The sequence below is a fragment of the Oceanobacillus aidingensis genome, assembly GCF_042654105.1.
Lineage (GTDB): Bacteria > Bacillota > Bacilli > Bacillales > Amphibacillaceae > Oceanobacillus > Oceanobacillus oncorhynchi.
In genome coordinates this window covers 23,506-36,003 of record NZ_JBHSFT010000014.1, presented here as the reverse complement: position 1 = coordinate 36,003, position 12,498 = coordinate 23,506, and the positions used below count along the sequence as shown (strand labels likewise).

General features: G+C 38.8%; 14 protein-coding genes and 2 pseudogenes. 6 read left to right on the top strand and 10 right to left on the bottom strand.

What is annotated here, in order from left to right; genetic code table 11:
- The first annotated feature begins 239 nt into the window (after nt 1–239).
- A complete protein-coding gene (locus ACFO3P_RS09670; protein ID WP_042532712.1) occupies nt 240–680 on the top strand; it encodes a cell wall hydrolase in 441 nt (146 codons plus the stop codon).
- 459 nt (nt 681–1,139) lie between these two features.
- Here the strand turns inward: ACFO3P_RS09670 and ACFO3P_RS09665 are convergent, their stop codons facing one another.
- From ACFO3P_RS09665 to ACFO3P_RS09655, 3 genes are all read right to left on the bottom strand, one after another.
- Nucleotides 1,140–1,496 (bottom strand): MmcQ/YjbR family DNA-binding protein, encoded by a 357-nt coding sequence (locus ACFO3P_RS09665; protein ID WP_193063170.1) that lies wholly within the window; start codon nt 1,494–1,496, stop codon nt 1,140–1,142.
- Between the two features lie 157 nt (nt 1,497–1,653).
- Nucleotides 1,654–2,055 (bottom strand): aldo/keto reductase, encoded by a 402-nt coding sequence (locus ACFO3P_RS09660; protein ID WP_264299288.1) that lies wholly within the window; start codon nt 2,053–2,055, stop codon nt 1,654–1,656.
- Complete coding sequence (locus tag ACFO3P_RS09655) at nt 2,048–2,521, bottom strand: aldo/keto reductase family protein (RefSeq protein ID WP_264299287.1); 474 nt, start codon at nt 2,519–2,521, stop codon at nt 2,048–2,050. Before ACFO3P_RS09655 ends, ACFO3P_RS09660 begins: the two co-directional genes overlap by 8 nt.
- 416 nt (nt 2,522–2,937) lie before the next feature.
- Here ACFO3P_RS09655 and ACFO3P_RS09650 point away from each other — a divergent pair, with 416 nt between their 5' ends.
- The 3 genes from ACFO3P_RS09650 (at nt 2,938) to ACFO3P_RS09640 (ending at nt 5,298) form a co-directional block, all read left to right on the top strand.
- A complete protein-coding gene (locus tag ACFO3P_RS09650; RefSeq protein WP_193063169.1) occupies nt 2,938–3,555 on the top strand; it encodes a DUF47 domain-containing protein in 618 nt (205 codons plus the stop codon).
- A 15-nt stretch (nt 3,556–3,570) separates the two neighbouring features.
- Entirely contained in the window at nt 3,571–4,569 is a 999-nt protein-coding gene (locus tag ACFO3P_RS09645; protein WP_289585183.1) for an inorganic phosphate transporter, read from the top strand.
- 351 nt (nt 4,570–4,920) lie between these two features.
- Nucleotides 4,921–5,298: an FAS1-like dehydratase domain-containing protein gene (locus ACFO3P_RS09640; RefSeq protein ID WP_193063165.1), complete on the top strand. Its 378-nt coding sequence runs from the start codon at nt 4,921–4,923 to the stop codon at nt 5,296–5,298.
- A 152-nt stretch (nt 5,299–5,450) separates the two neighbouring features.
- On the opposite strand, the pseudogene ACFO3P_RS09635 reads toward ACFO3P_RS09640, so the two are convergent.
- A pseudogene (locus tag ACFO3P_RS09635) lies at nt 5,451–6,198 on the bottom strand (SDR family NAD(P)-dependent oxidoreductase).
- Nucleotides 6,199–6,442: 244 nt separating this feature from the next.
- Nucleotides 6,443–7,528 carry an NAD(P)H-dependent flavin oxidoreductase gene (locus tag ACFO3P_RS09630; RefSeq protein ID WP_193063213.1) on the bottom strand — a complete coding sequence of 362 codons (1,086 nt, stop codon included), beginning with the start codon at nt 7,526–7,528 and terminating at the stop codon, nt 6,443–6,445.
- Between the two features lie 196 nt (nt 7,529–7,724).
- On the opposite strand from ACFO3P_RS09630, the gene ACFO3P_RS09625 reads away from it, so the two are divergent.
- Nucleotides 7,725–8,597: a LysR family transcriptional regulator gene (locus ACFO3P_RS09625; RefSeq protein ID WP_193063163.1), complete on the top strand. Its 873-nt coding sequence runs from the start codon at nt 7,725–7,727 to the stop codon at nt 8,595–8,597.
- Between the two features lie 46 nt (nt 8,598–8,643).
- On the opposite strand, the gene ACFO3P_RS09620 is transcribed toward ACFO3P_RS09625, so the two are convergent.
- The 3 genes from ACFO3P_RS09620 to ACFO3P_RS09610 all read right to left on the bottom strand — a co-directional run bounded on the left by ACFO3P_RS09620 (nt 8,644) and on the right by ACFO3P_RS09610 (nt 10,186).
- The gene (locus tag ACFO3P_RS09620) at nt 8,644–9,240 is read right to left on the bottom strand and encodes a sugar O-acetyltransferase (protein WP_193063161.1); all 597 of its coding nucleotides are present in this window, start codon (nt 9,238–9,240) and stop codon (nt 8,644–8,646) included.
- Nucleotides 9,241–9,389: 149 nt separating this feature from the next.
- Entirely contained in the window at nt 9,390–9,770 is a 381-nt protein-coding gene (locus tag ACFO3P_RS09615; RefSeq protein ID WP_042532698.1) for a VOC family protein, read from the bottom strand.
- Between the two features lie 185 nt (nt 9,771–9,955).
- On the bottom strand, nt 9,956–10,186 hold the full coding sequence (locus ACFO3P_RS09610) for a DapH/DapD/GlmU-related protein (RefSeq protein WP_052485002.1): 231 nt from the start codon (nt 10,184–10,186) through the stop codon (nt 9,956–9,958).
- Between the two features lie 389 nt (nt 10,187–10,575).
- Between ACFO3P_RS09610 and ACFO3P_RS09605 the strand changes: the two genes are divergently transcribed.
- Entirely contained in the window at nt 10,576–11,271 is a 696-nt protein-coding gene (locus ACFO3P_RS09605) for a hypothetical protein (RefSeq protein ID WP_042532696.1), read from the top strand.
- Nucleotides 11,272–11,402: 131 nt separating this feature from the next.
- Here the strand turns inward: ACFO3P_RS09605 and ACFO3P_RS09600 are convergent, their stop codons facing one another.
- Together ACFO3P_RS09600 and ACFO3P_RS09595 are read right to left on the bottom strand one after the other, a co-directional pair.
- Complete coding sequence (locus ACFO3P_RS09600; RefSeq protein ID WP_193063159.1) at nt 11,403–11,723, bottom strand: carboxymuconolactone decarboxylase family protein; 321 nt, start codon at nt 11,721–11,723, stop codon at nt 11,403–11,405.
- A gap of 18 nt (nt 11,724–11,741) precedes the next feature.
- Nucleotides 11,742–12,161: pseudogene (locus ACFO3P_RS09595) on the bottom strand (cupin domain-containing protein).
- Nucleotides 12,162–12,498: the final 337 nt, after the last annotated feature.

Here is a 12,498-nt window from a genome sequence, read left to right as displayed (position 1 = left end):
ATTTTTTTACAACGAATTTATAGTTATTCAACGTAAGCTCCCCTCCTTATCTAAATATAGAATATCAAAATCCACGATTTGCTTTTTGATATATTTTGCGGTGTGCTTGTTTTCCTTCTTTCTAATTACTTTCACTCGTATAGCAGATGTTTTTCCACCTGTATTCATGTACTTCAAAATTATAGCTGACATGGTCATGAATGCAGCCTTTCCTTCATATTATATCTAGAGGTGAGATAATGGGAAGAATAGCTTACCGAGAAGCAGATGTTGACGTAATGGCGAGGATGATGAGAGCAGAAGCGGAAGGCGAAGGAAAACAAGGCATGCTATATGTTGGAAATGTCATTGTGAATCGCGTTGTAGCAGATTGCAGTGATTTTGTTGACTTGCGAACTGTTGACGATGTCATTTTCCATGTTCAAGGAGGAAATTATTCATTTGAAGCCGTTCAAAAAGGAAATATGTTTTATCAAAGAGCAAGAAATTTTGAAAAAAGATTAGCAAGACAGAATCTGGATTTTTGGAGGGAACACCCGGCGAAGTATGCTCTTTGGTACTTTAATCCGTATGCCCCATGCCCTCCAACATGGTATGATCAGCCTTTTTCCGGTCAATTTAAGCAGCATTGCTTTTATGAACCGGCGCCTGGAACCTGTGACAGCGTTTATATGAGATGATGCGTTTTCTTTTGGATACCTTTTGTAATGCTGATGAGAGAAATGATTTTTCACAATCAGGTTATTAGAACCTAGCCAATGAAAAATGGCTCTATTAAATGAATTATGATGTATGAGAAAAAGGGACTGTTGGACAATGGTTACTTCATTGTGCAACAGTCCCTTTTTTAAAGAATTAAAATTTTTAATAGTACCTATTCAAAAAGCAGGATAAAAAGGATCTAGAAATTCGAGGTGACGCAGCTTTGAATACTAAAGTATACATAAATGGTAAATGAGGAACGAAAAAGCAAGTCAACGGACTTCCACAGGAGGCGGTAACTTCTACGTTGCCCGCATGGTGTGGGCGTTTTTAGCAGAAGATTCTCTTTCTTAAGTGTCATTTTCACCGAGCTTTTTAAACATCCTCCAATACCAACTCTAGTCGTGTATTAATTGTAAAGTGACTAAAAGTATTATTTAGGTAGTTAATTCATAGCTTTCTGCAACCAAATCTCGGATATCGTCTAAATCCTTGGTATAATCTAGAACAATGCTGACCCAATTATTTTTATCCATGTGATAAGCAGGATATATATTTTCATTTTTTCTTAATGAACCTATAAATTCTTTTCTAGCTTTTACATTCAATATATCAATTTTTCTATCGCTTTTTATTCCTAACTTATCCTCTGTGATATCCATAATTAAGCCAAACCATTTTTCATTATTTTTATGCCTTAAAGCTGCAAAATTTAGAGATTTTTCCCAGGGATAATCCGGTTTAACATCATATCTTTCTTTAGCATATTCAAAAATATCTTTTCTTTTTAACATTGATAATCCCCCTATACGCTGGTTTATCTACTTATTTATGGATTGCTTTATCCAATAATTTGTTCCCTTTTCTGGGTAACATCAAACCTGCATAAGCGTTATCAATAAATTTACGATTTGGATAAGAAAAGCTATTTAAGTGAGGAGCTGTATTCTTTTATTTCAATCTCCCGCCAAACACAGGCATGTCACTCGCATCTCCATAATCTTTAATGCGCTCGACATTTTTCAAGAATTCCATATCCTCATCAGAAATGGTAAAGTCTACATCGGCATTATTTTTCATATGCTCCGGATTAGCTGTTTTAGGCAATGGCAGCAAGCCAAGCTGTAACGTATAGCGGATACTTAATTGCGGAATGGAAACATCATATTTTTCAGCAATAGCTGCAACTTCCTCATTTTTAAATAATTCTCCATGGGCAATTGGTGAATATGCCTCGACAAGTATGCCTTGTTCCTGCGTATATGCAATCAAATCAAATGGTGTATTGCTGATATGGGCTAAAATCTGGTTAACTATTGGTTTGACATTGCAATGATAAAGAATATTATCCAAACCCTCTTTTTTGAAAATTAGATACCCCGATGGCACGAAGTTTTCCTGCTTCATATGCTTCTTCAAGAGCACGCCAAGCTTCGCGATTCCCTTCAAAGAAACGCTCTTCTCCGTCAAACTCCATCCATGGCTGCGGACTATGGATAATCATCATGTCAATATAATCAAGATTTAACTTCTCCAGGGATTGGTTAATCGATGAAACAGCTTCTTCATAGGATTTTACTTCTGCAGCAAGTTTTGTGGTAATAAATAAATCTTCTCGATTCACACCACAATTTATAATTCCTTGACTGATGCTACTTTCATTTCCATATGCCTGAGCCGTATCAATATGGCGATAACCAAGTTTCACAGCCTCTATCACTGCCTGAGCGGCATCATCATTATCAATAAACCACGTTCCAAGACCTATTTTAGGAATTTCAATCTTATTTGACAGCTGATACGTTTCATTTAAAATCATTTGAACATCTCCTCGTATTTATAAAACGAATAGACTTTATTTTATAGCTTACCCGCTTTGAAAATGATTATAGTACCTATAGTTAACTATAGGTCAATCGTTTTTTATTATAATTGGATAAAACCTGTCTTTACATATCCTTCGTTCAGCACTTCCCGGAATAGAAATACATTGTTATTTCCTCTCCTCATCTATCCTCCAAGGATAATAGCAGAAAATTGCGGAAATTCAATATGAAAAATATTTGGATATTCTTTAACAGAAAGCTACAAAATATCAAATGAAAGTGTATAATGTACTTCGTGACGAAAATGGACAAAATCGGACAGTTATTTTTTATTTTCTATAAATCACTGGTAAAATATATAGGAAACAAGGATACGAAGTTTCTTTTTGTTTAATGGAGGTTAAGAAATATGTTCAAGAAAAAACCAGATAAATTTTCCCTTTATCTCGTTGATTTTGCAAAGCATTTACATGAAACGGCAGATTATTTTGTTCATTTCAAGGTAAAAGACTCGGAGACATTGAAACAATTTTCCGATACGATAAAAAAACATGAATCCGTCGCGGATGATAAGGTTCATGAAATTATTAAAGAGTTAAATCAGGCTTTTATTACGCCGATTGAGCGTGAGGATATTCTTCAGCTTGTTAATAATCTGGATGACATTATGGATGGGATTGAAGAGTTCTCCTCCAGAATGGATATTTATCATATTTTATCTTCAGATGATTATATTGATCAATTTACAAATTATATATTGAAATGCGCCGAAGAAATTTTGACGTCCATGGAATTGATTGCTAACTATCAATTAAAAGATGTAGAAGGGCATGCCATACGGATCAAAGAATATGAAAGTAACTGCGACGAGTTATACCGTGAATCCTTAAGGAACTTATTCCAAACCGAAAAGGATGCTATTAAAGTCATTCAGTATAAAGAAATTTATGAGATTCTGGAAGAGATTGCTGACTATTGTCAAAATGCAGCAAGTACACTTCAAAGTATCATCATGAAAAACGCGTAAAAGAGTGGTTAAAAAATGGATTTTCTTACTGTAATTACCGTATTGATTGTAATTTTTGCTCTTCTCTTCGACTTTATAAACGGGTTTCATGATACAGCAAACGCCATTGCAACATCGGTATCAACAAAAGCCTTGACACCCAGAAGAGCAATTATATTGGCCGCTGTAATGAATTTTGTCGGAGCATTAACCTTTACCGGTGTTGCTCAAACGATTACGAGCGGCATTACGGACCCATTTGAATTGGATAATGGGTTAGTCGTTATTTTAGCTGCTTTGATTGCGGCAATCATCTGGAATCTGGTAACATGGTATGCAGGAATCCCGAGCAGCTCCTCTCACGCAATTATCGGAGCTATTACGGGAGCAGTTATTGTATCTGCAGGAGTTCATGCCATCCATTTTCAAGGTTTTCTCTCGATTCTTGAAGGGCTGCTCTCCTCGCCAGTGATTGCCTTTATCATCGGATATATTATATACAGTATTATTAAAGTTATTTTTAAAAACAGCAATTTAGCAAAAACCAATAAACGATTTCGGCTCGTACAAATTTTAACAGCATCGGTACAATCCTTTGCCCATGGTACGAATGACGCTCAAAAATCAATGGGGATTATTACGATGGCATTAATTGTCGGCGGCATGCATCCAACGACAGATATCCCCTTTTGGGTACAAGCTTCATGTGCTACAGCAATGGCGCTTGGAACTTCTGTCGGCGGATGGCGAATTATTAAAACAGTTGGCGGAAAAATTATGAAAATCCGTCCGGTAAATGGGGTTGCAGCTGACCTTACTGGTGCTGGTGTCATCTTTGGAGCAACACTCATTCATTTACCTGTAAGTACCACCCATGTTATTTCATCCGGTATCCTCGGGGTTGGAGCCTCGCATCGGCCTAAGGGAGTTAATTGGGGAGTAGCCAAACGGATGGTTGTCACCTGGGTGATTACATTGCCAATAACCGCTGCGCTTGGCGGGGCTATTTATTATATTTTAGATTTGTTTATTTGAAAATGGTTTAGCTGCTGTTACAACAAATCATGAAAAGCTTGGTATCTCTGCTGTAGGTTTAGCAGAAAGGCTTTATACACTTAGATAATCTGGTCTTTCCTTAATTAGGGAAGGCTTTTTTATTGTTGATGTTAGTATGTTTTAATTAACAACAAGGTGAATGCATGTTTCAATGGATTCATCTTATGTCGTTTTAAAAAAACGCCCTGCCATAAATAAGCTGAGAGGAAGAATAGCGAATTATATCATACCAGCACACATGATGGATAGCTTAAAGAAGTAAACTACTATAAAATAAAAATATATTTTTAAAATAATTACTATTTACAACTAACCGGAGGAATAGAAATCATGTCATTAAAAGCTGGAGATACCATTACATTTGAACGAACCTTTACATTAAAGGATGTTGAATTATTTACAGCACTTTCGGGTGATGAAGGCATTCATCATCAAACTCCTGATGAACAAGGAAGGCTTGTTATTCAAGGCCTGTTGACTGCCACACTGCCGACCAAAATCGGCGGAGATAATAACGTGCTTGCCCGTAATGCAAATTTTGAATTTCTACGCCCTGTCTTAACCGGAGACACAATCACTTGTGAAGTATTCATTGAAGAATATAAAGAAACAAAAAAGAATCGAAAAACAATTGATACGACCTTCTTATGTAAAAACCAACACGGCAAAAACGTATTAAAAGGAAGCTTTTCCGGGATAATACTTTAAATTTTGTCAGATCTTTATATTGGGAAAATGAAAAAGGAGCAGAGGAATACCTCCCCCTAAAGCAGGCCTGAAAACTGCTACAGGGGGGAGTAAATCGTAAAAATAATGTGTTTAAAATCGCTTCATTACAATATATTTCAAAAGAGAAAAAATTAAGGCAAACTCAGCTTGGTTGTTCTGCCTCCATCTACTGTATAAACCTGTCCTGTGATAAAGCCTGCTTCATCAGCAGCGAGAAATGCTACCAGCGCTGCTACCTCCTCCGGTTTTCCGGTCCGTCCCACAGGATGAATTTTTCCGAGATCGCGTTTGAATGCTTCAGCATCTGGTGAATTTTCGATAAGATTAATGTTCAAATCGGTGTCAATCCATCCAGGCGCAACAGCATTGCAACGTATTCCTTCATGTCCATGATCAACTGCTATGGAACGAGTTAACCCTAAAATTCCCGACTTTGTGACAGCATAGGCTGCATGCCCGGGATTTGCAGCCAGCCCCTCCACCGAACTGGTATTGACAATACTGCCTTGTGTCTTGCGCAGATAAGGCAAAGCGGCACGAGTCAATAGAAACGGTGCAGTCAGATTCAAATCGATGTTGCGCTGCCAGTCCTCTAAGGTCATTTCTTCAATTCCTGCTTCCATCATCATGCCAGCATTATTAATCAGAACATCCAGCTTTCCAGCACGGTCAATGACCTCCGCTACAACGCGCTCAGGTGTCTGTGGATCGGAGAAATCAGCAGGAATCCAGTCGAACATCTTATCCTCGCCGCGCTGCGCAGTGATGACAGTCGCCCCCCTCTTCATGCAGGCGACGCGCGATGGCTTGCCCGATTCCCGAACGCCCCCCTGTCACCAATGCTACTTTACCTTCAAAACGATTTATTTGGTTTGTCATTATCCTATTCCCCCTTTGCCTAATCATGTTACACATTTGGATGGACGCTGTAAAACACGGGGATTATGGGGGAGCTAGGTCATATATAAGGCAATCTATTTTTGCCTCTATTGAGTCAAGTGATATTAAGGCTGCAATATTATTGTATCGACAGCCCCTGCTTTACATATCTTGCATATTAAAAAGGGACAGCCTAATAATTCAGCTGACCCCATCATACAAAAACGAATCAATAACACGATTTTTATATATTTACATTTAATTTTTTAGCTTCTGCAACCATATTTTCAATTAATGCTTCAACCGTTTGGCTCTTAGCTAACCTGGTACTTTGCCCGGACCAAAGAGACATGAAATCTGGATTATTCTCTGCAGAGGCAGCTTTTCTAATATCCTGCGTCAGTGTATTTTGAACAGGAAAATCCGGCAAATATACTTCATGATTTTGCATTTCTAAGATAAAATGATTTTTAACTCCCCGCGCCCATTTACCAGAAAATGACCGGGTGTAGACCGTTTGATCCTCACTAATGCTCAGAACGGCTTCCTTGTGGACCGGATGTGCTCCGCTTTCGACACAAGTCAGGAAGGCCGTCCCCATTTGCACTCCCTGTGCACCTAAACACATCGAGGCTGCTAATCCTCTCCCATCCATGATTCCTCCAGCAGCAACGACAGGTATCGTTATCGCATCCGTCACTTGTGGTAGCAGGGACATTAAACCGACAGAATCAGAGCTTTCCTGTTCCTGATTAAGAAACCCTCCTCGGTGACCTCCAGCTTCACTTCCCTGGACCACGACCATATCCATTCCTGCCGCTTCATTTTGAACTGCCTCCATAACCGTTGTAGCCGTTCCCATCAGCGTTATATTATGTTGTTTTAATTCTGCAATCACTTCCTGGGATGGAATGCCAAAGGTAAAGGAACAAATAGGAACCTGTTCTTCGATGACAACCTGAATCTGTTCTTTAAATGCTTCCAAAACTTCATTATAATCAGCAATTCCAAAGTTATCCTTATCAGGTAAATGTAATTGCTGACGAATTGTGGTTAAAGCCTGATTGGCCGCTTTCATACTATCTTCTGAAACATCAAATGGTTGAGGGACAAACAAATTAATTCCAAACGGCTTGGATGTCAGCTTCTGAATTTCCTTGATTTGATCCCGTATTTGCGTTGGAGCCATGTACCCTGCCCCAATCATCCCCAAACCGCCTGCATTCGAAGTCTCGGCTACTAATTTTGAAGTAGTCACCCCGCCAGCCATTGGTGCCTGTATAATCGGATACGCTATCTTTAAACATTTTGTCATTTCATTACGTAGCATCATTTCCCGCCTCCCTATTCTTTTCCTTTACGCCTCTATTCTTCTTATCATGCAGCATTTCATTGTGGACTATATGGTTTTCGATTAAATAATGATATATAAATTATACAATTTTTTTGGTATATTGAATAATACGTAATTATGATATTGGATATCAATACATTAGATAGCAAAGAAAACCGGGGGAGGGACTTATATGGATTTGCATTTATTAAACATTTTTCGTATGGTTGCGAGGCTGGGGAGTATTTCACAGGCTGCAAAAGAGCTCCAATATGCACAATCAAACATTACCATGAAAATTCAGCAATTGGAGAAAAGCCTGCAAAGCCCCCTTTTTTATAGATATAATCGCGGGATGACATTGACGGACAAAGGAAGCTTGCTTTTAGCATACAGCGAAAAAATATTCCATCTGATAGAAGAGACAGAAGCGGCGATGAAGGATGACCAGACACCCGACGGATCGTTAATTATCGGATCAATGGAAACAACTGCGGCCGTGCGTTTACCGCCTTTTCTTTCAACGTATCATCAGACTTTTCCCAAAGTGGATTTAACCTTAAAAACAGGTCCTACCGAACAAAATATCCAGGGTGTGCTTCAGCATCAGATCGACGGTGCATTTATTGCCGCACCTGTTGAGCACCCTGCTCTCATCCAAAAGGAAGTATTCGAAGAGGAAATGGTTCTGATAACCGATACGAAGCATCCGGATATCTCTTCCATCGAAGATATTCAAACCGATACCATACTCGTCTTCCGTTCAGGGTGTGCTTACCGGGAAAAGCTTGAACATTGGCTGCATCAGGAGGGGTTGATTCCTGCTAAAATTATGGAGCTCGGAACAATGGAGGCAATTATTGGGTGTGTATCGGCCGGACTTGGCCTAAGCCTGCTTCCATTAAGTGTTGTTTCCAAGTATATACAAGAGAGAAGCCTGAAACAACACTCTATCCCTCATCCATACGAAAAAGTGAAAACCATATTTATTTATAGAAAAGACAGGTATATTCCGGCATCTTTGACGGCTTTTATCAACCTATTTCCAGAGAAGGTGAAGTCTTAATCAAGAAAAAACCGGACGTCCGCGCCCGGTTTTTCTTTTCCCATTCTCATGTCAGAACACTTTCCGAGACTTTTTCGTCCGCTTCATCTTTCACAATTTTGATAACCCTGGCCGGATTCTCGCCAACGACTACATTATCCGGTACATCCTTCACAACAACCGCACCGGATGCAATAACCGCATTATCTCCGACAGTTACTCCCGGATTAATGACTGCACTTCCCCCGATCCAAACATTGTTTCCAATCGTAATCGGCTTTGCGTATTCTTTTCCTGAATTACGCTCGGCTGGATCAATAGGATGGGTTGCAGTATAAATTTGAACCCCAGGCGCAAGCACACAATTATCCCCAAATCGAACTTCACATACATCCAAAATCGTACAGTCGAAGTTGGCAAAGAAGTTTTCTCCTACGTAGGTGTTACTGCTGTAATCAAATCTGATATTCGGCTCCATATACACTTTTTCTCCAGTGGCACCAAACAGTTCCTTCAATAATTTCGAGCGTTTTTCTTCTTCTGTTTCCAGCGTTTGATTATATAGCCGAACCTTTCCTCTCGCTTCTTGACGCTCTTTTAATAAAACGGGGTCCTCCGGATCATACATTTCTCCAGCTAACATTTTTTCTTTTTCTGTTTTCATTTCCATAAGCTCCTTCATACTTTGTATCAAATTCATACCATCTATGTTTTCTAATATGCTTGCTGGATTCCCGGCAATTAAAATATTATCGGGCACTTCCTTTATGACGACGGAATCCGAAGCAACCCTATATCCATCGGCTTCTCCTATTACACAGTCAATTCTATCAAGTTACCTTCCGGGTCCTCAAAGACACTTTCATAATACCCGTCCCCAGTCACACGCGGACCATTTACAAGCGGGTAGCCATCCTTTTTTAATCTGTCAGTTATTTGGTCAACGAGCTCTTTACTGCCCAGCGAAAGAGCAATATGAGCCCATCCTAACAGCTCAGCAGAAGCGGATTGTTCAATATCTGATCTGCGCATGATTTCTAAGCGTGCAGATGTATCAAATATTAGAAAATAGGATTCAAAGCCCTTCTTTTCATTATGATACTTCTCACCTGCAACCGCTTGAAAATACGTTTCATAAAATTCCTTCATCTTTTCTAAATCCTTCACCCAAATTGCCACGTGTTCTATTTTCATATTTTTTCTCTCCCTTCGGATGGCAGAAATCTAGTCCGAGATTTTATAATCCATTTAAATAAGTATGCACCTGCTGGATATTGCTTTTTTCGTCACAAGTGCACTGAGTTAGTATCATTAAATCCATAATAACAGAATTCGTTCCTCTGCTCTTCCATTCACTACAACAATTATTATGAATACCTTTATTCTATACTTGCTTGATACGCTTCGTACATTGCCTCCCAATCATTTTTATCTTTTTCTGTAATTTCTCTATGAACGCTACAGGGATTCCCCAAAGCAACAACATTTTTTGGTATGCTTTTTGTCACGACAGATCCGGAACCTATCACACTTCCTTCACCAATAGTTACCCCTGGATTGATTACAACATCCCCCGCTATCCAAACATCATCTTCAATCGTAACGGGCAAGGCATATTCTAGACCAGTATTCCTTCCCTCTCTATTAATGGGATGCAGTGCAGTGTAAATGCTGACTCTCGGACCAATCGCAACATTAGTGCCAATATGAATCTTATTTAAGTCTAAAAAATACAGTTAAAATTGCAGAAAAAATTATCTCCTACATAAAGTGAAACTTCCTTCAGCGGGCTTGAACCTCGATTATCCACCCCAACATAAAGCATTTTAAAGGATTTATAAAATTAATTTCACATCAATACAAATTGTAAAATAAAGGGAATTTTTCTTTAACTATTTCCTGACCCTTTTAATTAGGTACATAGAAATAACCAATCCTCCATGGTATGGTAATATATGATATTATTTATCCACCATAATGAAGGAGGAGGTGTTACGTAATGAAAAAGTATGTATTGATTATGATGATTTTATTTGTAAGCGCATTATTATTAATGGCATGTGGCGGAGAAAACGATGAAAGTGAAGCTTCCGATACCAACACCGCTGGCAATCAGGAAGATGATAGTGAAAATCAAGAAGCGGGCGCAAATCTTCCGGAAGAAGTAATCCGTGACGCCGATGCTGACCCAATCGAACTGGAAGATCAAATGGGACTTGAAATGGGAGACAAAGGCTATGTCATCACACAGTCGGAAAACCTTCCGCTTGCTGTAACGTTAAACAGTGTGGAAAAAACACAGGATCTTGGAGCAGAAACGAAAGACGGAGATGAATTTTATCTGATCGGTGATTTCACATTCGAGAATCTGGGAGATAGTAATATAAAAATTGAAAAACCAGATGCAGCTTTAGGAGCAGATGAATCCGTCTTCCTGAATGACGAACTGACAAAAGGAGATCGGCTCGGAATGGGTGCTTGGTATCTCGATGACCACAATAATATCGACTCTGACAATCCAACAAACGCTGCCTCCTTAGATCCGGGGGAAGAAGCAAATCATAAGATTGCTATTTCTATGCGTGAGGGTGCAGATGACTATATTATTTTCTTTGGTCTTTATACTTCAAATAACAGAGATTATCAGAATAAAGCTGCATGGACAGTCCAGTCTGACCAGTTAGATGAAAATTAATCAGACAAAAAGACTCCCTTTATATGAAAAGAGAGGATTCATCCTATCTCTTCATATTAAAGGGAGCCAATTGCGAGCAATTCTATATTTAAGATTTTCATCATTTTTTTGATTATATGCTAGTCTTCCACTTAAGCTTCATCAAAAATTTCTTTTGCTAAATTAAAGGCAGACCAAGCTTTTGGCCACCCTGTATAAAATGCAACATGCGTAATCAATTCCACGATTTCTTCTTTGGTTACGCCATTTTGTTTTGCCATTTTTAAATGTGCTTCTAATTGCGGTACACCTTGGGTCATTAAGCTTGCACAAGTAATCATGCTGCGGTCACGCAGAGACAATTCGGACTCTCTAGACCATACTTCACCAAATAAAACATCATCATTCAATACTGCAAATTGAGGAGCGAATTCTCCTAAATTGTCACGCCCTGCTGTTTGCTTCTTTGCCATGATTCATCCCTCTTTCTATTATTTATTTTCTTCTAATTTCAGGTAAATTTCATCCGATACAGGCTCTAGCCATTCTGGCGTTCCAGCTGTGATGGCAATATGCTCAAACCAGCTGTCTTTGGTTGCACCATGCCAATGCTTGACACCATCATGCGTTACGACCACATCACCAGGCTTTAAGAATTGTGCCGTTTTTCCTTCTTCCTGATACCATCCTTCGCCGCCAGTTACCAGCAATAATTGATATCCATCATGATGGATATGCCAATTGTTACGGCATCCAGGTTCAAATGTGACATTACCGACACCTACATTGATTTTCGGATCGGCAACTAAGCTTTGCAAATAGCTTTGGCCTACAAAATATTACGCAAATGCATCATTTTTTTCTCCTGCTGGAAAAATCACGCCATTTTTAACTTCTTCATTCTTTGCCATTCTTTATTCCTCCCATTTCGGATATGGATCTAAGAAATTTCTGCTTCCTCTTGTTACGTTTTTCTCCTTCCAAGTTATCTATTCTATAACTGAATAAACACCTGGAAATACTGTATCTATACTTATTATCCTTTACAGTTACTATTTTACTGCTGCGTATCTATATCGTCTAATGCCTATTAAATTTGTGAATATGCTTATAAGGCATCACCTCTTCTATTTTAGGTATTATACACCTGCGCCATTCTTTGTTAATCTAAACTGTAAAAAGTAAAAGAGAAACTAATGAATAGGGTGATTGAATTACATGGAATCCGCAAACAGCATTTCTAAAAAT